Genomic DNA, 24365 nt, shown 5'->3' on the forward strand with positions numbered 1-24365 from the left:
TTTACAGACAGGTAATTACGTGAAAATTCTCGTTGATGAAAATATGCCCTACGCTCATGACCTATTCAGTCGCTTAGGGGAGGTGATCCGAGTTCCCGGACGTCCCATTCCCCTTGCAGAGCTCAATGATGCAGATGCATTAATGGTACGCTCTGTTACGAAAGTGAATCGGGATTTATTAGAGAATAAACCCGTTAAGTTTGTTGGTACGGCTACCGCGGGTACTGACCATATTGATGAGCCCTACTTACAGCAGGCAGGTATCACATTCTCTGCGGCTCCAGGCTGTAACGCCATTGCGGTTGTTGAATATGTTTTTTCTGCCCTGCTGGCACTAGCGGAGCGTGATGGCTTCACCCTGACTGATCGGACAGTGGGTATTGTTGGGGTCGGTAATGTAGGGTCTCGATTACAGGCGCGGTTGAATGCCTGGGGTGTCAGGACGCTACTGTGCGATCCTCCCCGTGCTGATCGGGGGGATACGGGAGATTTTCACGCCCTGGACACTTTGGTAGAGGAAGCGGATATTCTCACGTTCCATACGCCTTTGTATCTCGATGGCCCTTACCAGACATTCCACCTGGCAGACCAGCAGTTACTTCAGCGTTTAAAGCCCGGGACCATTTTGATTAATGCCTGCCGTGGCGAGGTCGTTGACAATGATGCCCTGCTTCACTGCCTGAGTCAGGGGCAGGCACTGAGCACGGTGTTAGATGTGTGGGAGCCAGAACCGGATCTCAGCGTAGAATTACTCAGCCAGGTTGATATCGGTACAGCACACATTGCAGGTTATACACTGGAAGGCAAAGCCCGGGGAACTACCCAGGTTTTTGAAGCCTTTAGTGATTTTATTGGTCAGCCCCAGTCTGTTTCCCTGGGGGCTCTTTTGCCGGGGGCTGATATTGCCGCCGTGACGTTATACGGCTCTTTGAATCAGGCCAGACTCAAAAGACTGGTTCATCTGGTGTATGATGTCCGGCGAGATGACGCTTTGCTGCGTAGTGTGGCCGGAACGACCGGTGAATTTGATAAGCTCAGAAAACACTATGCTGAGCGGCGGGAGTGGTCATCACTGTGCGTACAGTGCGATGAGGCTAACACCGCCGATTTATTAAAAGCATTGGGGTTTAGCGTCGCTTACCAGGCACCGAATTAAGCGCTATCTTATTACCCCCGAAGTGATGACTTCGGGGTGCTCGTTTTATTTTCTGGAGTGATTCAACATGTCTGAAGGCTGGAATATTGCCGTTTTAGGTGCCACCGGAGCGGTAGGTTCCGCGTTGTTTGAACTGCTTGCTGAACGTCAGTTCCCGGTTGGTGAGCTTTATGCTCTGGCACGTAATGAAAGTGTCGGGGAAAACCTGCGCTATGAGGGCAGGACGATTCAAGTTCAGGATGCGGCAGAATTTGACTGGACTCAGGTGCAACTGGCCTTTTTTGTTGCGGGTGCACAGGCTTCTGCTGATTATGTTGAAGAGGCGACCAATGCAGGTTGCCTGGTGATTGATTCCAGCGGCTTGTTTGCGATGGAGCCTGACGTCCCCCTCGTAGTACCCGATGTTAACCCCTTTGTGCTGAGTGAGTATCGCAATCGTTCTTTGGTTGCTGTGGCCAGTAGCCTTACCAGCCAGCTCCTATGTGCCTTGAAACCGTTGATTGAGCAGGGGGGGCTTTCCCGTATTCAGGTGACCAACCTGCTTTCCGTCTCTGCTGAGGGCAAAGTGGCCGTTGATGCGCTGGCAGGGCAGAGTGCCCGTCTCCTTAATGGTATCCCAGTGGATGACGAAGACTATTTTGGTTGCCAGCTGGCGTTCAATCTTCTGCCAATGGTTCCTGATGCTGAAGGCAGTGTGCGTGAAGAGCGTCGTCTGGTTAACGAAATACGCAAAGTATTACAAGATGACGGGCTACCCGTTTCAGCCAGTATGGTTCGATCGCCCGTATTCTACGGTCATGCGCAAATGGTTAGCTTTGAAGCCCTGCGCCCTTTAGCCGAAGAAGAAGCCCGGGACGCATTTACACAAGCGGAAGACGTTGAACTCTCCGAGGCGGGCCAGTTCCCGACGCAGGTAGCTGATGCCTCTGGTCAGGTTCACTTATCCGTTGGCTGTGTACAAAATGACTATGGCATACCGTCACAGATCCAGTTCTGGTCAGTGGCTGATAATGTGCGTTTCGGTGGAGCGTTAATGGCGATAAAAACTGCTGAAAAACTTATTCAGGAGTATATGTACTAATGTCCGAGGTGCTAAAGGACAGCCCGCTGTACAGAATTGCTCTGGGTATTGAGTATGACGGCAGTAAGTATTATGGCTGGCAGCGACAAAACGAAGTACGCAGTGTGCAGGAAAAACTAGAAAAAGCACTTTCGCAGGTGGCGAATGAACCCATTAACGTGCACTGCGCTGGTCGTACCGACGCGGGGGTTCATGCGACAGGGCAAGTGGTGCATTTTGAAACCCGGGCTGTTCGCAAAGATGCGGCCTGGACTCTGGGGGTTAACGCAAATTTACCCGGCGATATTGCCGTGCGTTGGGTAAAGCCTGTGGCGGATGATTTTCATGCCCGTTTTAGTGCGACTGCCCGCCGTTATCGCTATGTTATTTATAACCACCGTTTACGTCCTGCTGTTCTACAGCAGGGGGTAACCCATTATCATTTACCGCTGGATGCAGATAGAATGCAGCGGGCAGCACAAAGCCTGATCGGGGAAAATGATTTTACATCATTCCGCGCAGTACAGTGTCAGTCCCGAACCCCCTGGCGTAATGTGTTACACATTACTGTCACGCGCTTTGGTGCTTATGTAGTGGTGGAGATTAAAGCCAATGCTTTTGTACACCATATGGTGCGCAATATTGTTGGTAGCTTGATGGAGGTTGGGTGTGGGCATCAGGATGAAACCTGGATGGCACACCTGCTGTCGGTAAAGGACCGTACCAAAGCCGCCGCGACGGCAAAAGCAGAAGGGCTCTATTTGGTCTCTGTTGACTACCCAGAGCGCTTTGCTTTACCCCAGCCACCGGCTGGTCCTCTTTTTTTAACTGACTAAATATAGCCAGGAACTGACCCAATGATGGACTTTATTCACCTTGTTATTGATTTCATTTTACATATCGATGCACATTTAGCAGAGCTTGTTGCAGAGTACGGTATTTGGGTTTACGCCATACTGTTCTTGATTTTGTTCTGTGAAACAGGGTTGGTAGTGACCCCTTTTCTTCCCGGGGATTCATTGCTGTTTGTTGCAGGGGCTATTGCTTCATTGCCAACAAATGATTTAAATGTACACTTGATGGTTGTGCTCATGATAATAGCTGCCATTATAGGGGATGCGGTCAACTACACCATTGGGCGGCTGTTTGGTGAGAAACTATTCAGCAATCCGAACTCAAAAATATTCCGTCGTAGTTATCTCGATAAAACCCACGCATTTTACGAGCGTCATGGAGGAAAAACGATTATCCTCGCGCGTTTCGTTCCTATTGTGCGAACATTTGCACCTTTTGTCGCCGGTATGGGGCATATGTGCTATCGCCGTTTTGCGCTTTATAATGTGACGGGCGCATTGTTATGGGTTTTACTGTTTACCTATGCTGGATACCTGTTTGGTAACTTGCCTGTGATCCAGGAAAACCTCAAGCTATTGATTGTCGGAATTATTGTGCTGTCAATTCTGCCTGGCGTGATTGAAGTTATTCGCCATAAACGAGCTGCATCACGACAATCAAAATAATACATGGCAGCGGTTCGCGCACTTTTTTATCCAAAGTCGCGTGCCGTTGTGTTTTAATGACTCCCATTTATGGTCCGAGGCAGAATACTGCCCTGGAAAAACTGGCATCGACCAGGTTCGAGCAGAAGGTCATCAATGAGCTGGATTGAACGAATTCTTAATAAAAGTAATATTACTCCAACCCGTAGAGCGAACATCCCTGAAGGGGTGTGGACCAAGTGCGACAGCTGTGGGCAGGTATTATACCGTGCCGAGCTTGAGCGTAATCTTGGTGTCTGCCCGAAGTGCGACCACCATATGCGTATGGCGGCACGTGCTCGTCTGAATAGCCTGCTTGATCAGGATTCAATGGTTGAGCTGGGTAGCGAGCTTGAGCCAAAAGATGTGCTGAAGTTCAGAGATTCTAAGAAATACAAAGACAGACTGCTCTCGGCTCAAAAAGAGACGGGTGAAAAAGACGCGCTGGTTGCCATGAAAGGCACGTTGTATGGTATGCCTGTCGTTGCTGTCGCCTTTGAGTTTGCCTTTATGGGTGGGTCTATGGGGTCCGTGGTGGGCGCACGTTTTGTTCGTGCAGCTGAACAGGCCATGGAAGATAAATGCCCGCTTATCTGCTTCTCTGCATCAGGTGGTGCACGTATGCAGGAAGCGCTGATGTCACTTATGCAGATGGCAAAAACCAGTGCTGCCCTGGCTAAAATGCAGGAGCTCGGTTTGCCTTATATTTCAGTGCTCACTGACCCTACAATGGGGGGCGTTTCAGCCAGTTTTGCTATGCTGGGTGATTTAAATATCGCTGAACCGAAAGCGCTGATCGGCTTTGCAGGCCCCCGTGTTATTGAACAAACCGTCAGAGAAAAACTGCCGCCGGGCTTCCAGCGTAGTGAGTTCCTGATTGAAAAAGGGGCCATTGACATGATAGTCCGTCGCCCTGAAATGCGTCATAAACTTGCCAGCCTTCTGGCGAAGTTTATGGGGCTACCCACTCCGGACCCTGATGCGCCTCGTGAACCTATCGTGGTTCCGCCGGCACCGGAACAGAGTTCTGAGGTCTGATGTATCACAAGGGCAGGCCTGACAGCCTGCTTTTTTCTTGAACTTTTCCTGGTGATATTCAGTGAATTAATATCGTCACGGTACTTCTTCTCTGTCCTTATGATAACGCAAGCATGAAGGCATAGAACGTTGGATAAACAGGCCATCAGAAGACAGCCTGAGACAGGTTACCGAACAGCAACTGAATCTTTTCAGGGAACCGAACTAAAGCGCTCATCATGGAAAAAAATCCTGCTCCTCAAGGGACATCGCCTTTGGCGACCTGGCTTCATTACCTTGAGAATCTCCACGCTACCACTATTGAGCTGGGTCTGGCTCGTGTACAGAAAGTTGCGGCAACGCTGGATATCTTAAAACCTGCACCCATGGTATTTACCGTGGCGGGTACTAACGGCAAAGGTACCACCTGCCGGTTACTTGAAAATGTACTGATAGCTGCGGGATACCGGGTTGGTGTCTACAGTTCCCCTCATCTGGTGCGTTATACCGAGCGCGTACGGATCCAGGGAGACGAGCTACCTGAGTCACTGCATACCGCCTCGTTTGCCACAATAGATGCCGCCCGTGGTGAGACGTCATTAACGTACTTTGAGTTTGGAACACTGTCGGCTTTACTGCTTTTTAAGCAACAAGCCGTTGATGTGGTTATCCTCGAAGTCGGGCTGGGCGGGCGACTGGATGCCACTAACATTGTGGATGCAGATGTTGCCATTATTACCAGCATTGCCCTCGACCACACTGACTGGCTGGGACCTGACCGGGAAAGTATTGGTCGTGAGAAAGCCGGAATATTCCGAAAAGATAAGCCGGCAATCGTTGGCGAACCGGATATGCCCGCGTCGATAGCCCATGTGGCTGCAGAGAAAGGGGCCTGTTTATTGCGCCGGGGTATCGACTGGGATTACCAAGTTTCAGAAACTGACTGGACTTTCCGCGATGCTCAGGGGGAGCTGTCCGGGCTTCCACTGCCGCTAATCCCACAGCCAAATGCAGCCACCGCCGTTGCCGCTTTGCGATCCAGTGGGCTTAAGGTGAATGAAGATGTTCTGCGCCTTGGGATTGAACGGGCGACATTACCCGGTCGTTTTCAGGTAGTTTCTGAGTCACCTCGTGTTATCCTCGATGTGGCTCATAACCCCCATGCGGCGAGTTACCTGGCTCAACGGCTTGGCCAGTTGCCAAAACAAGGGCGCGTGTTAGCGGTTATCGGTATGCTGCATGATAAAGATATTCCTGGCACGCTAGACTGTTTAGCACCGGTCGTGGATAGCTGGTATTGTGCTCCTTTGGAAGGGCCACGTGGTGCCAGTGCTGAACAGCTCATGCAGCACCTGGGGGAAGGGCAGCAATTTGACCATGTGGTACATGCCTGGCATGCGGCCCAGGCTGAAGCTACGGCGGAAGATACCATCCTGGTCTGTGGTTCATTTCACACCGTAGCCCATGTAATGGAAGAACTGGACAAGAGGATAACGGGTGGCAAGTAAGTTTCAGAATCGATTAGTTGGCACCATTATTCTGGTTGCTTTGGGTGTCATCGTGTTACCCGGGTTACTTGACGGCCAAAAAAAGTATTATCAGGATGAATTTGCCGCCATTCCTTTGGTACCAAAACCCGGTGACAATGATGAACCTGACATGCTGCCGCAAACTAACCAGGCTCTGCCCGCGCAACCTCCTGAAGGGGCTGCGGAAGAAGTACAGGCAGGCAGGGCAACACCTTCCGGCTTAAGTGAGGTTGCTATGCAGCCTGAGCGTACCATTGCCAGTGAAGACATTCCTCCCCCCCGTGAACGGCCAAAACCGGTTGAAAAACCGCAGCCCAAGCCCGTTGATAACAAAACGGAGACACGGGTAGCCGCCGCAGAACCGGTGACAAAATCTGAGCCAGTAGCGGAAAAAGCACCAACAGGTCAGGCATTTGTGGTACAGATTGGGGCGCTCAGGAATGCCGATAAGGTTAATGAGATCGTTGCCAAACTGCGTCTGGCAGGTTTTAAAGCTTATACACAGCCGTCCACTCCGGTGGCCAATTCGGTCACACGCATTATGGTGGGGCCTGATGCCTCGAAAGAGAAGCTCAATGCTTCACTTAATGAAATCAAGTCTGTTTCTGGTTTACCAGGGGCTTATGTGATGAAGTATACGCCTTAAACAGGTACTGTTTGCAGGTGTTTTTCGGATGGCGTTGATGCATTTTTCAGCGCCATTATTTATTTATGTCTGCGAAGGAAATCCCTACGCAAACGTTTTCTTTTTCTGTTAGAATGCGCCCGAACCGGATGTCAGGGCGATTTATCGCGAGAGTATTTCATGGTCTGGATTGATTACGCCATTATTGCAGTTATCGGCTTTTCGTGCCTGGTAAGTGTTGTTCGTGGTTTTGTCAGGGAAGCGTTATCGCTTGTGACTTGGGGATGTGCTTTCTTCGTCGCCAGTCACTATTATCCTTATCTGTCAGTCTGGTTTACTGGCTTTGAAGATGAACTGGTACGAAATGGAATAGCCATCGCGTTACTGTTTATTGCAACCCTTATCGTTGGTGCCATAGTGAATTATGTCATTAGTGCACTGGTAGAAAAAACCGGCCTGTCGGGTACAGACAGGGTGTTGGGGATCTGTTTTGGTGCGTTACGTGGAGTGTTAATCGTCTCCGCCATTCTGTTCTTTCTTGACTCATTTACCGGCTTTTCGAAAAGCGAAGAGTGGCAGCAGTCGCAGCTTATCCCACAGTTCAGTGTCATCATCAGGTGGTTTTTTGATTACCTGCAAAGCTCGTCAAGTTTCTTGCCCCGCTAATTGTAGCGAGGGTTGTGGCTTAATGAGGAAAAGACAACATGTGCGGTATTGTTGGTATCGCCGGTTTCACACCGGTCAACCAGTCTATTTATGACGCCTTGACAGTGCTTCAGCACCGAGGTCAGGATGCCGCCGGCATCGTCACTATTGATTCCTTGAATTGCTTCCGACTCCGTAAAGCCAATGGGCTGGTGAGTGATGTATTTGAAGCCCGTCACATGCAGCGTCTGCAAGGGAACATGGGAATAGGCCATGTCCGCTATCCTACCGCCGGTAGCTCCAGTGCTTCAGAGGCCCAGCCGTTTTATGTCAACTCCCCTTACGGTATTACACTGGCGCACAATGGTAATTTAACCAATGCCCATGAGTTACGTAAGAAGCTATTTGAAGAGAAGCGTCGTCATATTAATACGACCTCTGATTCTGAAATTCTGCTCAATGTTTTTGCCAGCGAGCTGGATAATTATCGCCACTATCCACTGGAAGTGGACAATATTTTTGCAGCGATAGCCGGCACGAATCGGCAGATCCGTGGGGCTTATGCCTGTGTGGCGATGATTATCGGCCATGGTATGGTGGCCTTCCGTGATCCTCATGGGATCCGCCCGCTGGTTATCGGTAAGCGAGACCTGGATGATGGCCGTACTGAGTATATGGTGGCCTCTGAAAGTGTGGCGTTAAATACCCTGGGGTTCGACTTCCTGCGTGATATCGCTCCAGGTGAAGCGGTGTACATCACTGAAAAGGGCGAGCTGTTCACGCGTTTGTGTGCTGATAACCCAGTGAGCAACCCCTGCCTGTTTGAGTATGTTTATTTTGCTCGCCCGGATTCATTTATTGACAAAATTTCTGTCTATAGCGCACGTGTTGAAATGGGTAAAAAACTCGGGGAAAAAATTGCCCGTGAATGGGAAGACCTGGATATCGATGTGGTGATCCCTATCCCTGAAACATCATGTGATATCGCATTAGAAATAGCGCATATTCTGGGTAAGCCTTATCGCCAGGGGTTTGTAAAAAACCGCTATGTTGGGCGAACCTTCATTATGCCAGGCCAGCAATTACGCCGTAAATCGGTGCGCCGTAAGCTTAATGCTAACCGGGCCGAGTTTCGGGATAAAAACGTACTGCTGGTGGATGATTCTATTGTTCGTGGCACCACTTCCGAACAAATTATTGAGATGGCACGTGAAGCGGGTGCTAAAAAAGTATACCTGGTCTCTGCCGCACCGGAAGTCCGTTTTCCTAATGTCTACGGTATTGACATGCCCAGCGCCCATGAGCTGATCGCCCACGGGCGTGAAGTTGATGAAATTTGTCAAATCATCGGTGCCGATGGGCTCCTGTTCCAGGATCTGGATGATCTTATTGATGCTGTGCGCGTGGAGAATCCCGATATTACTGAATTTGAGTGTTCAGTGTTTAATGGTATCTATGTCACTAAAGATGTGGACCAAAAATATCTGGACTATCTGGAGTCATTGCGCAATGACGACTCCCAGGCGATAGCCCGACAAAATGAAGTAGAAAATCTGGAAATGCACAACGAGGGCTAACCTCAGTATGACAGGTTGTTAATTCTGTCTGAGTGTCACTGAACTGCACCCAATACGTTGGATATCCAACGGATTAAGGTGCAGTTTTTTATTGGGTGGTGAACGGTATCTGTCCATTTTGACGGTGCGGCTTAACGCCCTACACGGGCCTGATGTTCAGGGGAATATCGTGCACCGACTATTTCTATTGTTTCAAGTACCTGGTCTATCTTAAGCAAATCCTCTTTTGAAAGCGTGACATCCGCAGCACCCAAATTTTCTTCCAGGCGGGGCAGCTTGGTTGTACCAGGGATAGGAACAATCCAGGGTTTCTGTGCCAGCAGCCATGCCAGCGCAATTTGCGCTATTGTGACACCTTTCTCGCCAGCCAGGTGGCCTAACAGCGAAACCAGCTTTTCATTTGCCTCAATCGCCTGTGCAGCGAAACGTGGCACCTGACTGCGGTAATCATCTTTGCCAAAAGTTGTGCCTGCCGTAATCGTACCGGTCAGAAAGCCTTTGCCTAGTGGGCTGAATGGCACGAAACCAATACCCAACTCCTCCAGCAATGGCAGGATCTCCTGTTCAGGCTCGCGCCACCACAGGGAGTACTCGCTTTGCAGCGCGGTGACGGGTTGTACCGCATGGGCGCGGCGAATAGTTTGGGCCCCGGCTTCGGACAGGCCGAAATGTTTAACCTTTCCTTCAGAAATAAGGTCTTTCACCGTTCCTGCAACATCTTCAATAGGAACGTCCGGATCGACACGGTGCTGATATAACAGATCAATGACATCTGTTTTCAGGCGGCGCAGTGACCCCTCAACGGCTTTACGGATATGCTCCGGGCGGCTGTTGAGGATCTGTTGTTTGTTATCGTCCCCAAAGGTGAAACCAAATTTGGTGGCGATAACAACACGCTCGCGAAAAGGTTTTAAGGCCTCACCGACAACCTCCTCATTGAGGAATGGGCCATACACCTCGGCGGTGTCGAAGAACGTGACACCACGTTCTACGGCGGCACGAATAAGCGCAATAGCGTGTTGAGTATCTGTCGCAGGGCCGTAGCCGTGGCTGAGTCCCATGCAACCCAATCCGATGGCGGATACGTCGAGTCCGGACTGGCCTAGATAGCGTTTTTGCATATAATAAATACCTTCTTATTGCCGTTTAAACATCAAGTTTACGGGCGGTTAGCCATTCCACCATCGCGGGATCACGGTGGGAAAAGAATGCGCTGGTCGCGGTATCAAGTGCTGTAATTTGCAGCATATCTTCAGCGCTGAGTTCAAAATCCAGAATGTTGATATTCTCTTGCATACGTTCTTTTCGCACGGTTTTTGCCAGCGAAACAATATTGTTCTGGAATAGCCACCTCAGGATAACCTGACCCACACTTTTGCCGTATTGATGGCCAATTGCCGTCAGGAGTGGATGCTGAAACAGGCCCTGCTTTCCTTCAGCAAAAGGTGCCCAGGCTTCAGGCTGAATACCTCGACTTTTCATCCAGGGAACGGCATGCAGCTGTTGGTTGAAAGGGTTAACCTCGATCTGGTTCACCGCCGGAGTCACTTTGTTGAAAGCGATAAGATCAGCAAGCCTGTCAGGATGGAAGTTACTCACGCCGATGGCGCGAATTTTTCCTGCTTGTTGCAGTTCTTCCATGGCGCGCCAGGCGCCATGAACATCACCGTAGGGCTGGTGAATCAGATACAGATCAATATAGTCCAGCTGCAGGCGGTTCAGTGAACGCTCAAACTGCGCTTTAGCCCCCTCGTAATGGGTATCCTGGAGCCAAAGCTTTGTTGTTACAAAGAGTTCACCACGCGGGAGACCACTGTGCTTCAGTGCGTTCCCAACTTGGGTCTCATTCTGGTAAGACGCTGCAGTGTCAATCAGGCGATAGCCTGTATTAATGGCATCAATAACTGCTTTTTCACAGTCATCCTCATTCGTCATTTGAAACACGCCAAATCCCTGCAGGGGCATTTCAATACCGCTGTTCAGTGTTACTGTTTGCATCACGTCAGTCTCCCGTTGTTGTGTCTGAAAAGCATAACGCAGAATGATTTATCTGATTAGGCAGGGAAATTAGCTAGGGTTTATTAGACTGATTCATGAAAGGGAATATCGGATGGCTCGTGATGATCGACAAACATAGTTTCTGCATCATGAAGTGATCATGGTGAAATGAAAAAACAGTAATTCTGTCATTTTATTGATCTTTATGGACTTACTTAAAAAGAGTCAATCAGCCCTCGTGGTGACAGTATTTTCTGACAGCTATCGCATGGCGGGGAAAATCGATTTTAACGATATAGAACTTGAGAATAACTACAGCCTGGCTGAAGTTTATACTATTTCTGAGCTATATATTCTGCCTGCTGAAGCCTCTCGAAACTGACAACATCCATTTCTGGTTCTTGCTGGACAGACGAGCAAAACAGACCCGCGCAATATCTTCACCTGAACCCCATGTGCACCTGGCAAATAAGGTTCAGGTGGCAATACAGATGTCTCCCTTACCGATGAATATAACCCCTGTCAGATAGGGGAAAGAATCGGTAGATACAGCAAACAGACAGGGGAGGAGGGCCTACTTAATCACGACCTTGATCTCTTTTTCCTGCCAGCTGGATTTGTTAAATGACTGACCATAAATAAGTTTCAGAGTGCTTTCTCCTTTCTTCTCTCCGATAAAGTAGAATACTTCATCACCACCACATCCCGTGGCTCCGGTGGGGCACTCTTTTGATTGTTGATACCCGGCAGAGACGAAAATCAGATCATCAGGAAGCGTTTTAATCATCCAGCCATAGCCGGTCGTTGGATTGGATTCTAATGTTAACGTGATCTCTTTTCCCACATCGCCGGTTATCGTTGTTGTTTCTGTGGCGGCATTGGCTGACATAACCGCAGACATCATCATGCCGAAAACGATAGCTTTAGCTTTGCTCATGTTTACTCTTCCTTTGATGGATATATCAACAGGGCTACAATACCCCACAGGTGACGCATTTGGGATCTTTCACCTTTGGGCAATGACAGTATCAGCTTAAAAAGCTAGCCTGAATGATATTACTCTTATTTTGTACTTATTGTGGTGAGTTAATTTGCCCCTGTCACAGGGGCAGCAGCGTCGCATATCTGCTAAGGTGGGAGGCCTTTTGATATGCTGTATCAGGGAATGGCGATAAGCAGGGCCAGTAAGGGCAATGAATGCCTCTGACAGGCCATCAGGCAGGTTCACAACCAGATTAATATATGAAGCGAGTCCAGGCATCCCCCTGAAGGGCTGGCTGATAAAAGGTAATAGATGAAACGATTGATTGTTGGTATGTCCGGTGCCAGTGGTGCTATTTATGGTGTTCGTTTACTTGAGGTGTTGCGGCAACTGCCTGAGGTCGAGAGCCATTTGATTATTAGTCAGGCAGCACGTCAGACCCTTGCCCTTGAGACGGACTATTCACTGCGTGAGGTTCAGGCTTTAGCGGATGTGGTACATGATTCCCGTAATATTGCCGCCAGTATCTCCTCTGGCTCGTTTAAAACCTCAGGGATGGCAGTCCTGCCTTGCTCGATTAAAACCTTATCGGGCATTGTGAACAGCTATACCGATGACTTGTTAACCCGGGCGGCGGATGTCGTGCTAAAAGAGCGGCGTCCTTTAGTGCTTGCCGTGCGTGAAACACCTCTCCATTTGGGACACTTGCGTTTGATGACGCAGGCGGCAGAACTTGGGGCTATTATTATGCCCCCCGTGCCAGCGTTTTATCATCGTCCCCAGTCTATTAACGAGATTATTGATCAAACGGTCAACCGCATTCTTGATCAGTTCGATCTCGAACTCCCTTGCGATTTGTTTGCCCGCTGGAATGGGGTGTAATTCGCCCGCCCTGATTTGGTGCACCTTATCAGGGCAACTGCCCCACAGGAAATTGTGCGCCTGTCGTTATGTTAAAAAAATTAACCCTCCATTTACCCGGATGTTCTTTTTCCTCGCCAGTAAAAGCTGTTATCTTTATTTTTGACAGCAAAATTGAAACTATTTAATAACAAAAAACTCACCATAATGTCACGTTATGAAAAGTGGCATGAAACCTGCAATTTATCTGTTAAACACAACTACACAACAACACACCACAATAAGAAGCCAAACCTGAGGTATTGTATGAAGAAATCAGTTATTGCTCTGTCGTTGCTGCTTGGCCTTTCAGGTTCATTCAGTGCTTTTGCCCAAAGCGGGCAGGCGCTGCGTATTGGTACTGATACGACCTATGCCCCTTTTTCATCTAAAGATGTAAAAGGGGAGATCATTGGTTTTGATATCGACCTTGGCAATGAATTATGCCAGCGTATTCAGGCCAAATGTACCTGGGTTTCGAGTGATTTTGATGCGCTTATCCCTTCCCTTAAAGCCAAAAAAATCGACGCTATCATTTCTTCCCTTTCTATTACTGATAAACGTCAGAAAGAGATCCTATTCTCAGACAAACTTTACGCCGCGGACTCTCGCCTGATTGCGGCAAAAGACTCCACCTTGCAACCCACCCTGGCGTCACTGAAAGGCAAGCATATTGGGGTACTGCAAGGCTCAACCCAGGAAGCTTATGCCAATGCTGAATGGCGGCCTAATGGTATTGATGTGATCCCCTATGCTAACCAGGATCTGATTTACGCTGATTTAGCCGCTGGCCGGCTGGATGCTGCGCTGCAGGATGAAGTGGCTGCCAGCGAAGGGTTCTTAAAACAACCCGCGGGCAAAGATTTTGCTTTTGCTGGCCCATCAGTGAAAGACAAACAGTATTTCGGAGAGGGTACCGGCGTTGGGTTGCGTAAAAATGATACCGAATTAAAAGCGTCCATGGATAAAGCGCTGGCAGAAATGCGTGCAGACGGAACTTATGACAAGTTAGCGAGTAAGTACTTCAATTTTAATGTTTACGGTAATTAATTTTATCCTTAGTCTGTAGATGAGTATTGAATAGGTTTTTAATCTGACAATATAAATATGCATCGTTATGGGGCAAACCCGTCACTGGATTTGATGATAGCTGACGGGCTTTCTTTGCTGGTGTAGGCTATGTCGCCGTCAGGGGGCCTGTAACCGACGTTAAATAAAGACAGTTTTTTATTTGAGGATAATTATGAAAAAGCGCGTTTTATCACTATCTCTGTTAGTTGCATTATTTGCCGCCAGTTCTTCATTTGCTGCGATACCTAAAAATTTACGCATTGGTACAGATCCGACTTATGCGCCTTTTGAAGAAAAAAATGCCAAAGGGGAATTAGTCGGTTTTGATATTGATTTGGCAAAAGAACTTTGCAACCGCATGAATACGCAATGTGTTTTTGTTGAAGGCCCATTAGATGGTTTGATCCCTTCGCTAAAAGCGAAAAAAATCGATGCCATTATGTCATCACTCTCTATCACTGAAAGACGTAAGAAAGAAATAGATTTTACCGACAAATTATACGCTGCTGATTCTCGTCTGGTGGTGGCAAAAGGTTCACCGATAACCCCTGATGTTGCGACCCTGAAAGGTAAGCGCGTGGGTGTTCTGCAGGGCACGACTCAGGAAACGTATGGTAATGAACACTGGGCACCTATAGGTATTGAGATTGTCTCTTATCAAGGCCAGGATTCCATCTATGCTGATTTACTTGCGGGACGTATTGATGCCGCATTTCAGGATGAAGTCGCGGCCAGTGAAGGTTTCCTGAAGGTTCCAGCGGGGGCCGGGTATCAGTTTGGTGGTCCGGCGATTAAAGATGAGATACTGTTTGGCGTCGGCACAGGTATGGGTGTCCGCAAGAATGACAACGAGCTTCGTGAAGCGTTAAATACTGCCTTTGCTGAGATGCGCAAAGATGGTACTTATGACAAACTGGCAAAAAAATATTTTGATTTCAATGTCTACGGTGACTAGTTCGCACTGTTGAGAAAACAGCCTCTTATGAGAGAGGCTGGTAATAACGTGCACACTGACCGACAGGATATGCACCATGTTGTATGGCTTTTCCGAAGTAATTTTAAAAGGCGCACTGGTCACGCTTGAACTGGCTCTCGCCTCTGTGGTGCTTGCTGTCGTGATAGGGCTGGCAGGTGCCGGGGCAAAACTGTCGAAAAATCGTCCACTGGCATGGCTGTTTGAAGGCTATACCACCCTGATCCGTGGGGTGCCTGACCTGGTACTGATGCTATTGATTTTTTATGGCCTTCAGATGCTGATAAACAGTATTACCGATGCATTAGGTTTTGAGCAGCTTGATATTGACCCCATGACGGCAGGTATTGCCACGCTCGGGTTTATTTATGGTGCCTATTTTACTGAAACCTTTCGCGGCGCTTACCTGGCCGTTCCCAAAGGGCACATTGAGGCCAGTATTGCATTTGGTTTTAGCCGCTCCCAAACATTCCGCCGTATCTTGTTTCCGACAATGATGCGTTATGCTTTGCCTGGGATCGGTAATAACTGGCAGGTTATCCTGAAAGCGACAGCCCTGGTCTCTTTACTGGGCTTAGAGGATGTCGTAAAAGCGACCCAGCTGGCCGGGAAAAGCACCTGGCAGCCACTCTACTTTGCTCTGGTTGCGGGTGGGATTTATTTAGTGTTTACCACGCTTTCCTCCGGCATATTACTCTGGCTTGAACGCCGTTATTCTGTGGGTGTGAAGAGGGCGGAGCTATGACAGAGATCATTCAGGAATACTGGAAATCATTGCTATGGTCAGATGGTTACCGCATGACAGGGGTGGCAATGACCTTATGGTTATTGATTACTTCTGTGGTAATGGGGGGGATTCTGGCCCTGTTTCTTTCTATTGGTCGGGTATCCAGTAATCGGTTTATTTCTTTCCCCATTGCTTTATTTACCTATGTGTTCCGTGGAACTCCGCTCTATGTTCAGCTGCTGGTTTTTTATTCTGGCTTTTATACTCTGGAGATAGTCAAAGAAACGGATTTTCTGAATGCCTTTTTTCGCAGCGGGCTGAATTGTACTATTTTAGCGCTGACACTAAATACTTGTGCTTACACGACTGAGGTATTTGCCGGGGCGATTCGGGCGGTTCCTCACGGGGATATTGAAGCCGCACGAGCATATGGTTTTTCGCGTGTAAAAATGTATCGCTGTATTATTTTGCCCTCGGCGTTGCGTATTGCATTACCCGCCTACAGCAATGAAGTGATCCTGATGCTCCACTCTACCGCCCTGGCGTTTACCGCCACAGTGCCTGACTTGCTGAAAATTGCCCGTGATATTAATGCCGCAACGTATCAACCTTTTACGGCGTTTGGTATCGCAGCGGTACTGTATCTGATGATTTCCTATGTGCTGATTAGCCTGTTCCGTAGAGCGGAGAAACGCTGGTTGCAACATGTTAAACCTGCTTCACACTGAGCGAGTGCTGATGACGACTGAAAATAAATTAAGCGTAACGGATTTACATAAACGTTATGGTGAACATGAAGTACTCAAAGGTGTTTCATTAAAGGCCAAAGCTGGTGATGTCATCAGCATCATTGGTTCTTCTGGCTCAGGTAAGAGTACGTTCTTGCGTTGTATTAATTTCCTGGAAAAACCCAGTGAAGGTTCGATCACCGTCTGTAATGAAGTTATCAATCTGGTTCGGGACAAAGACGGGCAATTAAAAGTTGCGGATAAAAACCAGCTACGTTTGCTGCGTACTCGCCTGACGATGGTATTTCAGCACTTCAATCTGTGGAACCATATGACGGTGCTTGAGAATGTCATGGAGGCACCTATTCAAGTACTTGGCCTGAGTAAATCGGATGCCAAAGAGCGGGCAATAAAGTACCTGGAAAAAGTGGGTATTGATGAACGTCAGTATATAAAGTACCCCGTGCATCTTTCTGGTGGTCAGCAGCAGCGAGTATCGATCGCGCGCGCACTGGCAATGGAACCGGAGGTTCTGTTATTTGATGAACCCACTTCCGCACTGGATCCCGAACTGGTTGGGGAAGTGCTGCGTATTATGCAGAAACTGGCCGAAGAGGGGAAAACCATGGTCGTGGTAACCCATGAAATGGAGTTTGCCCGTCATGTCTCCAGCCATGTCATCTTTTTGCATAAAGGACGCATTGAAGAAGAGGGGCCACCAGAAGAGGTCTTTAATCATCCTAAAAGCGAACGTTTACAACAGTTCTTATCCGGGGCATTAAAATAGTTTTATGGCGCGGACCTTCCGCTATCTGCGCCGTTTTAGTTGATGTCGCGTATGCCGTCAGGTCAATAAATTCTGTAATGCGTCATGAAGCTCTGGCCAGTTAAACTGGAAACCAGACGCCTCAAGCCGTTGGGGGATCGCGTGCTGACTGCCGAGCAGTAATACCGCGGCTTCCCCCATCAGTAAACGTACCATCATCCCGGGGACGGATAGACGCGTCGGGCGGTTGAGAACGTTGCCCAACGTGCGGGTAAACTGAGTATTCGTCACCGGTTGTGGGGAGACCAGATTAAATGGGCCATGCAGTGGATTATTCAGCAGCCAGATAATGCCGTTCACCATATCGTCAATATGGATCCAGGCCATATACTGGTGCCCGTTCCCTAATGCGCCCCCTAAACCATAACGGAAAGGGGGTAACATTTTCTTTAATGCTCCACCATCATTTGCGAGTACCACGCCGGTACGTAGCAGACAGACGCGGGTCCTGGCTGTTTGAGCCCCTAATGCTATTTGCTCCCACTGTTGGCAAAGACGGTGGGTAAACTCGTCATGGGGCGGGGTATCCTCAGTGAGAGGTATTTCGCCCTTATCACCGTAATAACCTATCGCTGAACCTGAAATAAGCACTTCTGGGGGGCAGTGGCTGGCACGAATGAGCGCGACCAGCTGTTCAGTCATATGCCAGCGGCTCTGGCACAGATGCTCTTTCTGTGATGTTGTCCAGCGCCTGTTAACAATAGGTTCGCCTGCCAGATTGATAACCGCATCAAAATCGTCCAGATGATTCAGGAGGCTTAAATCCGGCAATAATGATACCTGTGAACCCAGCTGAGTGGCGGCCCGCTCAGGAAAGCGGGTGAGGACGGTTATCCGGGCTCCTTCTTTCACCAGGCGGGTTATCAGATGATGACCAATCAGCCCGGTTCCTCCAGTGATTAAAACACGCATATCCAACCTCCCGTTGTTGCAATCTATTTTTGCCAGCTCAGGGTCATTGATACGGAGTCGGCATAACGTAATGCGTGCAGTTTATCAATTTCAACCTCAGCGTACGTGACCCAGGGATGCATATGGGTAATATCCAGAACATCCTGGGTTAGTTTTTCCAGTAAAGAGAAGCGATTATTTTCTACTAGCTGGATGATCCCTTTGGTTACCGTGCGATAATTCAGTGCATCAGCGATATTTTCACTGGATCTGGCTTTAATCGCGGGGTAATGGATCACCACATTGATGACAATATCCTGACGGTTGGTTATCTCTTCTTCTTTAATTCCGATAAAGGTTCGCAGCCGTAAATTTTTAATGCGGATAATGGCATCCGCCTGGGGTATTGGCATGGCAGGCTCCTTGTTAATGACGTCCTGTCACAGAATATACCAGTGGGGAGAAAATATTATCTGCCTATTTCCCGACAGTAATGGATCTTTCAGGGGCAGAGAAAACGAGGAAAAAAGTATCTGTCACCATTATAGACGCTCTGGTGCATTTGGTCGGCCTGTCTCTATGGCTGATTCTTGATGACAGTGGTTTTTTTATATTCTATGTTCAATAGCTATGAGTAGTGCTAAGGGAGCGCTTTATGAATCAGCCGACAATGACGCTATGGTCAGATAGTAGCTACCTGAGTCCTTATGTTTTTTCTGTGTATGTTGCACTAAAGGAAAAAGGGCTCACCTTTAATCTTCAGCCTATTGATTTAAATAGTGGGGATAATCTTTTGCCTGGCTGGGATGGGTATGATTTGACACGTCGAGTACCGATGCTGGAAAGGGGAAACTTCAGGCTCAGTGAATCGTCAGCTATTGATGAGTATTTAGAGGAGGTGTTTGCCCCGCCGGTCTGGGCACGGATTTATCCCCAGGACAAGGAAAAACGAGCTCAGGCACGACAGATTCAGGCATGGTTACGCAGTGATTTGATGGCCATTCGTGAAGAAAGACCTACCTCGGTTGTGTTTATCGGGGATAAAAGACCCCCTTTAAGTACAAATGGCAGTCTGGCAGCAGAAAAGCTTCTGAGCACGGCCCTCAAGTTTTTGCCAGAAGGGCAGAATAACCTGTTTGGTGAGTGGTCCATTGCTGACAGTGACTTGGCGGTAATGCTCAACCGGCTTATTTTAAACGGTGATGAGGTGCCTGAACGCCTTAAAGCCTATGCGGCTTTCCAGTGGCAGCGTTCATCAGTACAGCAGTGGCTGGCACTTTCGGCATAGCTGTTCCCAACAGCGCTGGTTATAATGTTGCAAGGGACCGATTAGAGGTAATGTGAATGAAGCTGATGTTTATATCGGATATACATGGTGCTTTACCTGCCACGGAAAGAGCACTGGACCTCTTTGCCGAAAGTGGTGCTCAATGGCTGGTTATCCTGGGGGATTTACTCAATCATGGGCCGCGAAATGCGCTACCAGAAGGATATGCCCCTGCGGAGGTCGCCAAGTGCCTGAACAAGGTTGCGGATAGAATTATCGCCGTACGCGGTAATTGTGATAGCGAAGTGGATCAGATGCTGCTGGATTTTCCGATAACCGCTCCCTGGCAACAAATACTCCTCCCGAAACAGCGCTTGTTTTTGACGCACGGGCATCTTTACAGCCCCGAGGCGTTACCCCCGCTGGTCACGCATGATATTTTTATCTCTGGTCATACGCACCTGCCAGTGGCAACACAACACCAACGCTGCTATTTATTTAATCCAGGCTCAGTGAGTATTCCCAAAGGGGGTCATGAAGCGAGTTTTGGCATGCTTGATGATGATGTTCTGAGCGTTCGCACTTTAAACGGCAACAGGATGATTGCACAGGTTCAGATTACCCCGTAACGTTACAAAAAACTCAATAACGCGTTTTAAAACGCTCAGAATAAGGTTTTTCCGATGGTGGATCAGCAGCCTTTTGGTGGCACAGAATGGGTTGATATTGTTGATGAGAATAACGAAGTGGTTGGGCAAGCTAGCCGCGAAAATATGCGTGCGCAGCGTTTACGACATCGGGCAACTTATATCGTAGTCAGTGACGGTATGGGCCATATACTGGTACAACGCCGTACTGAGACAAAAGATTTTATGCCCGGAATGCTGGATGCGACTGCAGGGGGCGTGGTCCAGGCGGAAGAGCAATTGTTAGAGTCAGCGCGTCGTGAAGCAGAAGAAGAGCTGGGTATTGCTGGTGTCCCCTTTGCTGAACATGGGCAATTCTATTTTGAAGATGCTCATTGCCGTGTCTGGGGGGGGTTATTTAGCTGCGTTTCCCACGGGCCTTTTGCCCTTCAGGTTGAAGAAGTCAGCGACGTATGCTGGATGACTCCTGAAGAGATCACGGCACGTTGTGATGAGTTCACGCCAGACTCCCTGAAAGCACTGGCATTATGGATGACACGTAATGCCAGAAATGAATCAGGCGATTCACAAAGCGAATAGATAATATCAGAGCCTTGTGATCCATCCCTGAGGAACAGGTCTGATTTGAAACGTGAAAAAGCCGTAAATCTGGTTATCAGAATTACGGCTTTTTTGTGTCAGTCGCGAATAGCTCTCTTTCTGCTCTGGCTCAGCCAGAGCAGGGATGATTACTGCTGTTGTGCTGACTGGATCGCTGTCAGTGCGATGGTGTAAACGATATCGTCAACCAGAGCACCACGAGACAGGTCATTTACTGGCTTACGCATACCTTGCAGCATTGGCCCGATGGAGATCAGGTCAGCAGAACGCTGTACGGCTTTGTAAGTGGTGTTACCTGTGTTCAGGTCCGGGAAGATAAATACAGTCGCACGGCCTGCTACAGGGGAGTCTGGCGCTTTAGATTTGGCTACATCAGCCATGACAGCGGCGTCATACTGTAACGGTCCATCAATGACCAAGTCTGGACGTTTTTCCTGAGCGAGACGAGTGGCTTCACGAACTTTTTCTACATCACTACCTGCACCGGACGTACCGGTAGAGTAGGAGAGCATTGCTACCCGAGGATCGATACCGAAAGCGGCAGCTGAGTCAGCGGACTGAATAGCTATCTCTGCTAATTGCTCTGCGGATGGGTCCGGGTTGATGGCACAGTCACCGTAGACGTAAACCTGTTCTGGTAACAGCATAAAGAAGACGGAAGAGACCAGTGAACTGCCTGGTGCTGTTTTAATCAACTGTAACGGTGGGCGAATGGTGTTAGCAGTGGTATGCACGGCACCAGAAACCAGGCCATCCACTTCATTCTGCTCGAGCATCAAGGTACCCAGTACCACGTTATCTTCCAGCTGTTCACGAGCAACGGCTTCAGTCATACCCTTGCTCTTACGCAACTCAACCAAACGAGCAACATAGCTTTCACGTACAACTTCAGGGTCGACAATCTCAATACCTGAGCCCAGCTCTACGCCCTGTGCTGCGGCAACGTGCAGGATATCATCAGGATTACCCAGCAACACACAAGTAGCAATGCCACGTTCTGCACAGATAGCAGCCGCTTTCACGGTGCGTGGTTCGTCGCCTTCTGGCAGTACGACACGTTTACCCGCTTTACGCGCCAGCTCGGTGAGCTGATAACGGAAGGCCGGTGGTGACAGGCGACGGCTGCGTTCTGACGAGGCCGTCAGGGACTCAACCCATTGGGTATCGATATGACTGGCAACATATTCCTGGACTTTCTCAATACGCTGAAGGTCATCAATCGGGACTTCCAGGTTAAAGCTTTGCAGGCTCAGGGAGGTCTGCCAGGTATTAGTGTTGACCATAAACATCGGCAGGCCGGTCGCGAATGCACGCTCACACAGTTTGCTGATGCGAGGGTCCATTTCGTAGCCACCGGTCAACAGAATTGCGCCAATCTCTACGCCATTCATGGCCGCCAGGCAGGCAGCAACCAGGACATCAGGACGGTCAGCTGAGGTGACCAGCAATGAGCCCGGGCGGAAGTGTTCCAGCATGTGAGGAATACTGCGCGCGCAGAAAGTGACTGATTTCACACGACGGGTATTGATATCCCCTTCGTTGATCACGGTTGCATTTAAGTGGCGAACCATATCAATCGCACGGGTTGCAATCAGGTCGAAGCTCCAGGGAATGCAACCTAATACGGGTAACGGGCTGTTAGCGAACAGCAGTTTAGGATCAATATTCGCGACACTGGCTTTGTTGGAGTCATCAAAGATTTCAGACAAGTCAGGGCGAGTACGGCCTTGATCATCCACTGGCGCGTTTAACTTATTAATAATCACGCCATTGATATTGGTATTTTTGCTGCCGCCAAAACTGTTGCGTGCCAGTTCAATACGTTCTTTGAGCTGTTCAGGCGAGTCATTGCCCAGAGAGGTCACGAAGACGATTTCAGCATTCAGTGTTTTGGCAATCTCGTAGTTCAGTGCCTGGGCAAACTGATGTTTACGCGTCGGAACCAGCCCTTCTACCAGAATGACCTCAGCATCTTTGCTGTTGGTGTGGTAGTTGGCGATGATCTCTTCCATCAGTACATCTTGCTGGTTATTTGACAGCAGAGACTCTACATAGCTCATCTTCAGCGGTTTAGCCGCAGGGATAGAGCTGTTTGCACGGACAATACTGGTGGTTTGATCTGGCGTATTTTCACCGCCATTACGTGGCTGGGCGATAGGTTTGAATACGCTCAAACTCACGCCTTTTTGTTCCATAGCACGGATAACGCCAAGACTTACGCTGGTAAGACCGACACTGGTTCCGGTAGGGATAAGCATAATTGTACGGGACACGGTATAACCTCTTCGTTTTCGTGAGCCACTTAGCTCAGCTTAACTGAAAACATGCCGTAGCCTTGGGCTACGGCAAGAGAATCAGGCAGTAAGGCGGGATGCGTCTTGAGCGATAACCAGCTCTTCATTGGTTGTAATAACCAGTGCCGGACGAGTCCCTTCTTTATTGATAAAGCCGGACTTACCGAAACGGGCTGCCAGGTTACGTTCATGATCCATTTCCAGACCCAGAACACCCAGTTTATTTAATGTCAGTTCACGAACCATGGCTGCGTTTTCACCGATACCACCCGTGAAGATAACCGCATCCAGACGACCATCCATCAGTGAGGTATAGGCACCGATGTATTTAGCCAGACGGTGGCAGTAAACGTCCATTGCACGTTTTGCATCGGCTTTGGTTTCGTAGTTGTCTTCCACATAACGGCAGTCGCTGGTTACTTCAGTCAGACCCAACAAGCCAGACTCTTTAGTCAGCATTTTGTTGATGTCATCAATGTTCATACCCAGAGTGTCATGCAGATGGAAAATGATCGCCGGGTCGATATCACCAGAACGGGTACCCATCACCAGACCTTCCAGAGGAGTCAGACCCATAGAAGTATCAACACACTTACCATTGCGGATAGCAGAAACAGAACCGCCATTGCCAAGGTGACAAGTGATGATGTTCAGCTCTTCAACTGGTTTATTGAGCATTTTTGCCGCTTCTTGAGTTACATAGAAGTGGCTGGTACCGTGGGCGCCATAGCGACGAATACCGTGTTCTTTATACAGTTTATAAGGCAATGCGTAGAGATAAGACTCTTCAGGCATTGTCTGATGGAAAGCAGTATCGAAAACAGCTACGTTTTTATCAGCAAGATGCGGGAAAGATTTCAGTGCTTCAGCAATACCAATCAAGTGAGCCGGGTTGTGCAAAGGTGCAAAAGAGGCTGCATCTTTGATACCCTGAATCACGGATTCATCAATAACAACGGAACTTGTATATTTTTCGCCACCGTGAACAATACGATGACCAATTGCTGTAAGCTGGGCTGACAATTCTGGTTTTTGTGCCAGAATGTTATTAACGATGAAGTTAAGAGCTTCACTGTGGGCAGCACCAGCACCCAGAGCCGCTTCGTGCTTGGCGCCTTCAAGTTTCCATTTGATACGTGCTTCAGGAAGATGGAAACATTCGGCTAAACCAGAAAGATATTCTTCACCGTTTGCCGCATCGATAATAGCGAATTTCAGTGATGAACTACCGCAGTTCAGAACCAGTACAAGCTTACTCGACATGGAATACCTACTTTTAATTCGTGGCTAAAAAAACGTCTGATAGTCTATCAT

26 protein-coding genes are annotated in these 24365 nt (G+C 48.7%); 19 read left to right on the forward strand and 7 right to left on the reverse strand.

The window, feature by feature from the left end; all coding sequences use genetic code 11:
• The first annotated feature begins 19 nt into the window (after positions 1-19).
• The 9 genes from pdxB to purF all read left to right on the forward strand — a co-directional run bounded on the left by pdxB (position 20) and on the right by purF (position 9147).
• Positions 20-1156 carry a 4-phosphoerythronate dehydrogenase PdxB gene (gene pdxB / locus JK154_RS00180; RefSeq protein ID WP_211990477.1) on the forward strand — a complete coding sequence of 379 codons (1137 nt, stop codon included), beginning with the start codon at positions 20-22 and terminating at the stop codon, positions 1154-1156.
• Between the two features lie 67 nt (positions 1157-1223).
• Positions 1224-2237 carry an aspartate-semialdehyde dehydrogenase gene (locus tag JK154_RS00185; protein WP_211990478.1) on the forward strand — a complete coding sequence of 338 codons (1014 nt, stop codon included), beginning with the start codon at positions 1224-1226 and terminating at the stop codon, positions 2235-2237.
• Positions 2237-3052 carry a tRNA pseudouridine(38-40) synthase TruA gene (gene truA / locus JK154_RS00190; protein WP_211990479.1) on the forward strand — a complete coding sequence of 272 codons (816 nt, stop codon included), beginning with the start codon at positions 2237-2239 and terminating at the stop codon, positions 3050-3052. The genes JK154_RS00185 and truA overlap by 1 nt, the downstream gene beginning before the upstream one ends.
• Positions 3053-3076: 24 nt before the next feature.
• A complete protein-coding gene (locus JK154_RS00195) occupies positions 3077-3736 on the forward strand; it encodes a DedA family protein (RefSeq protein ID WP_211990909.1) in 660 nt (219 codons plus the stop codon).
• A 135-nt stretch (positions 3737-3871) separates the two neighbouring features.
• On the forward strand, positions 3872-4792 hold the full coding sequence (accD, locus tag JK154_RS00200) for an acetyl-CoA carboxylase, carboxyltransferase subunit beta (RefSeq protein ID WP_211990480.1): 921 nt from the start codon (positions 3872-3874) through the stop codon (positions 4790-4792).
• Between the two features lie 218 nt (positions 4793-5010).
• Entirely contained in the window at positions 5011-6279 is a 1269-nt protein-coding gene (gene folC, locus JK154_RS00205; protein ID WP_211990481.1) for a bifunctional tetrahydrofolate synthase/dihydrofolate synthase, read from the forward strand.
• Positions 6269-6946: a cell division protein DedD gene (gene dedD / locus JK154_RS00210; RefSeq protein WP_211990482.1), complete on the forward strand. Its 678-nt coding sequence runs from the start codon at positions 6269-6271 to the stop codon at positions 6944-6946. Before folC ends, dedD begins: the two co-directional genes overlap by 11 nt.
• Positions 6947-7105: 159 nt before the next feature.
• Positions 7106-7591: a colicin V production protein gene (cvpA, locus tag JK154_RS00215; protein WP_211990483.1), complete on the forward strand. Its 486-nt coding sequence runs from the start codon at positions 7106-7108 to the stop codon at positions 7589-7591.
• 38 nt (positions 7592-7629) lie between these two features.
• Positions 7630-9147, forward strand: a complete 1518-nt coding sequence (gene purF, locus JK154_RS00220) for an amidophosphoribosyltransferase (protein ID WP_211990484.1) — start codon at positions 7630-7632, stop codon at positions 9145-9147.
• 131 nt (positions 9148-9278) lie between these two features.
• On the opposite strand, the gene JK154_RS00225 is transcribed toward purF, so the two are convergent.
• Positions 9279-10268, reverse strand: a complete 990-nt coding sequence (locus JK154_RS00225) for an aldo/keto reductase (protein ID WP_211990485.1) — start codon at positions 10266-10268, stop codon at positions 9279-9281.
• A gap of 25 nt (positions 10269-10293) precedes the next feature.
• Positions 10294-11145, reverse strand: coding sequence for an aldo/keto reductase (locus JK154_RS00230; protein ID WP_211990910.1), 852 nt, complete (start codon positions 11143-11145; stop codon positions 10294-10296).
• Between the two features lie 205 nt (positions 11146-11350).
• On the opposite strand from JK154_RS00230, the gene JK154_RS00235 reads away from it, so the two are divergent.
• Positions 11351-11527 (forward strand): hypothetical protein, encoded by a 177-nt coding sequence (locus JK154_RS00235; RefSeq protein WP_211990486.1) that lies wholly within the window; start codon positions 11351-11353, stop codon positions 11525-11527.
• A 192-nt stretch (positions 11528-11719) separates the two neighbouring features.
• Here JK154_RS00235 and JK154_RS00240 read toward each other — a convergent pair whose 3' ends face one another.
• Positions 11720-12082 carry a protease inhibitor I42 family protein gene (locus tag JK154_RS00240; protein WP_211990487.1) on the reverse strand — a complete coding sequence of 121 codons (363 nt, stop codon included), beginning with the start codon at positions 12080-12082 and terminating at the stop codon, positions 11720-11722.
• A gap of 357 nt (positions 12083-12439) precedes the next feature.
• Between JK154_RS00240 and JK154_RS00245 the strand changes: the two genes are divergently transcribed.
• From JK154_RS00245 to hisP, 6 genes are all read left to right on the forward strand, one after another.
• Positions 12440-13009, forward strand: coding sequence for a UbiX family flavin prenyltransferase (locus tag JK154_RS00245; RefSeq protein ID WP_211990488.1), 570 nt, complete (start codon positions 12440-12442; stop codon positions 13007-13009).
• Between the two features lie 285 nt (positions 13010-13294).
• Complete coding sequence (argT, locus tag JK154_RS00250; RefSeq protein ID WP_211990489.1) at positions 13295-14077, forward strand: lysine/arginine/ornithine ABC transporter substrate-binding protein ArgT; 783 nt, start codon at positions 13295-13297, stop codon at positions 14075-14077.
• A gap of 193 nt (positions 14078-14270) precedes the next feature.
• Positions 14271-15053, forward strand: a complete 783-nt coding sequence (gene hisJ, locus JK154_RS00255) for a histidine ABC transporter substrate-binding protein HisJ (RefSeq protein WP_211990490.1) — start codon at positions 14271-14273, stop codon at positions 15051-15053.
• Between the two features lie 76 nt (positions 15054-15129).
• On the forward strand, positions 15130-15816 hold the full coding sequence (locus tag JK154_RS00260) for a histidine ABC transporter permease HisQ (protein ID WP_211990491.1): 687 nt from the start codon (positions 15130-15132) through the stop codon (positions 15814-15816).
• On the forward strand, positions 15813-16526 hold the full coding sequence (locus tag JK154_RS00265) for an ABC transporter permease (protein WP_211990492.1): 714 nt from the start codon (positions 15813-15815) through the stop codon (positions 16524-16526). The genes JK154_RS00260 and JK154_RS00265 overlap by 4 nt, the downstream gene beginning before the upstream one ends.
• 10 nt (positions 16527-16536) lie before the next feature.
• On the forward strand, positions 16537-17313 hold the full coding sequence (gene hisP, locus JK154_RS00270; RefSeq protein ID WP_211990912.1) for a histidine ABC transporter ATP-binding protein HisP: 777 nt from the start codon (positions 16537-16539) through the stop codon (positions 17311-17313).
• Positions 17314-17370: 57 nt separating this feature from the next.
• Here the strand turns inward: hisP and JK154_RS00275 are convergent, their stop codons facing one another.
• Positions 17371-18264 carry a TIGR01777 family oxidoreductase gene (locus tag JK154_RS00275; RefSeq protein WP_211990493.1) on the reverse strand — a complete coding sequence of 298 codons (894 nt, stop codon included), beginning with the start codon at positions 18262-18264 and terminating at the stop codon, positions 17371-17373.
• Positions 18265-18287: 23 nt separating this feature from the next.
• Positions 18288-18650 (reverse strand): dihydroneopterin triphosphate 2'-epimerase, encoded by a 363-nt coding sequence (gene folX, locus JK154_RS00280; RefSeq protein WP_211990913.1) that lies wholly within the window; start codon positions 18648-18650, stop codon positions 18288-18290.
• A gap of 248 nt (positions 18651-18898) precedes the next feature.
• Here folX and yfcF point away from each other — a divergent pair, with 248 nt between their 5' ends.
• From yfcF to yfcD, 3 genes are read left to right on the forward strand one after another with little or no spacing between them, the layout of a single operon-like run.
• Positions 18899-19531, forward strand: coding sequence for a glutathione transferase (yfcF, locus tag JK154_RS00285; RefSeq protein ID WP_211990494.1), 633 nt, complete (start codon positions 18899-18901; stop codon positions 19529-19531).
• A gap of 56 nt (positions 19532-19587) precedes the next feature.
• On the forward strand, positions 19588-20139 hold the full coding sequence (yfcE, locus tag JK154_RS00290; RefSeq protein WP_211990495.1) for a phosphodiesterase: 552 nt from the start codon (positions 19588-19590) through the stop codon (positions 20137-20139).
• Positions 20140-20193: 54 nt separating this feature from the next.
• Complete coding sequence (gene yfcD / locus JK154_RS00295) at positions 20194-20736, forward strand: NUDIX hydrolase YfcD (RefSeq protein WP_211990496.1); 543 nt, start codon at positions 20194-20196, stop codon at positions 20734-20736.
• A 149-nt stretch (positions 20737-20885) separates the two neighbouring features.
• Here yfcD and pta read toward each other — a convergent pair whose 3' ends face one another.
• Together pta and ackA are read right to left on the reverse strand one after the other, a co-directional pair.
• Complete coding sequence (gene pta, locus JK154_RS00300) at positions 20886-23030, reverse strand: phosphate acetyltransferase (protein ID WP_211990497.1); 2145 nt, start codon at positions 23028-23030, stop codon at positions 20886-20888.
• Positions 23031-23111: 81 nt separating this feature from the next.
• Positions 23112-24314, reverse strand: coding sequence for an acetate kinase (gene ackA / locus JK154_RS00305; RefSeq protein ID WP_211990498.1), 1203 nt, complete (start codon positions 24312-24314; stop codon positions 23112-23114).
• Between the last annotated feature and the right edge of the window lie 51 nt (positions 24315-24365).

It is taken from the genome of Citrobacter sp. JGM124 (assembly GCF_018257795.1).
Taxonomy (GTDB): Bacteria; Pseudomonadota; Gammaproteobacteria; order Enterobacterales; family Enterobacteriaceae; genus JGM124.

Excerpts from the sequence above, each read along its gene's own strand:
- JK154_RS00185 (WP_211990478.1), top strand. The coding sequence starts at position 1,224 with ATGTCTGAAGGCTGGAATATTGCCGTTTTAGGTGCCACCGGAGCGGTA.
- truA (WP_211990479.1), top strand. The coding sequence starts at position 2,237 with ATGTCCGAGGTGCTAAAGGACAGCCCGCTGTACAGAATTGCTCTGGGT.
- JK154_RS00195 (WP_211990909.1), top strand. The coding sequence starts at position 3,077 with ATGGACTTTATTCACCTTGTTATTGATTTCATTTTACATATCGATGCA.
- accD (WP_211990480.1), top strand. The coding sequence starts at position 3,872 with ATGAGCTGGATTGAACGAATTCTTAATAAAAGTAATATTACTCCAACC.
- folC (WP_211990481.1), top strand. The coding sequence starts at position 5,011 with ATGGAAAAAAATCCTGCTCCTCAAGGGACATCGCCTTTGGCGACCTGG.
- cvpA (WP_211990483.1), top strand. The coding sequence starts at position 7,106 with ATGGTCTGGATTGATTACGCCATTATTGCAGTTATCGGCTTTTCGTGC.
- purF (WP_211990484.1), top strand. The coding sequence starts at position 7,630 with ATGTGCGGTATTGTTGGTATCGCCGGTTTCACACCGGTCAACCAGTCT.
- JK154_RS00225 (WP_211990485.1), bottom strand. The coding sequence starts at position 10,268 with ATGCAAAAACGCTATCTAGGCCAGTCCGGACTCGACGTATCCGCCATC.
- JK154_RS00230 (WP_211990910.1), bottom strand. The coding sequence starts at position 11,145 with ATGCAAACAGTAACACTGAACAGCGGTATTGAAATGCCCCTGCAGGGA.
- JK154_RS00235 (WP_211990486.1), top strand. The coding sequence starts at position 11,351 with ATGGACTTACTTAAAAAGAGTCAATCAGCCCTCGTGGTGACAGTATTT.
- JK154_RS00240 (WP_211990487.1), bottom strand. The coding sequence starts at position 12,082 with ATGAGCAAAGCTAAAGCTATCGTTTTCGGCATGATGATGTCTGCGGTT.
- JK154_RS00245 (WP_211990488.1), top strand. The coding sequence starts at position 12,440 with ATGAAACGATTGATTGTTGGTATGTCCGGTGCCAGTGGTGCTATTTAT.
- argT (WP_211990489.1), top strand. The coding sequence starts at position 13,295 with ATGAAGAAATCAGTTATTGCTCTGTCGTTGCTGCTTGGCCTTTCAGGT.
- hisJ (WP_211990490.1), top strand. The coding sequence starts at position 14,271 with ATGAAAAAGCGCGTTTTATCACTATCTCTGTTAGTTGCATTATTTGCC.
- JK154_RS00260 (WP_211990491.1), top strand. The coding sequence starts at position 15,130 with ATGTTGTATGGCTTTTCCGAAGTAATTTTAAAAGGCGCACTGGTCACG.
- JK154_RS00265 (WP_211990492.1), top strand. The coding sequence starts at position 15,813 with ATGACAGAGATCATTCAGGAATACTGGAAATCATTGCTATGGTCAGAT.
- hisP (WP_211990912.1), top strand. The coding sequence starts at position 16,537 with ATGACGACTGAAAATAAATTAAGCGTAACGGATTTACATAAACGTTAT.
- JK154_RS00275 (WP_211990493.1), bottom strand. The coding sequence starts at position 18,264 with ATGCGTGTTTTAATCACTGGAGGAACCGGGCTGATTGGTCATCATCTG.
- yfcF (WP_211990494.1), top strand. The coding sequence starts at position 18,899 with ATGAATCAGCCGACAATGACGCTATGGTCAGATAGTAGCTACCTGAGT.
- yfcE (WP_211990495.1), top strand. The coding sequence starts at position 19,588 with ATGAAGCTGATGTTTATATCGGATATACATGGTGCTTTACCTGCCACG.
- yfcD (WP_211990496.1), top strand. The coding sequence starts at position 20,194 with ATGGTGGATCAGCAGCCTTTTGGTGGCACAGAATGGGTTGATATTGTT.
- ackA (WP_211990498.1), bottom strand. The coding sequence starts at position 24,314 with ATGTCGAGTAAGCTTGTACTGGTTCTGAACTGCGGTAGTTCATCACTG.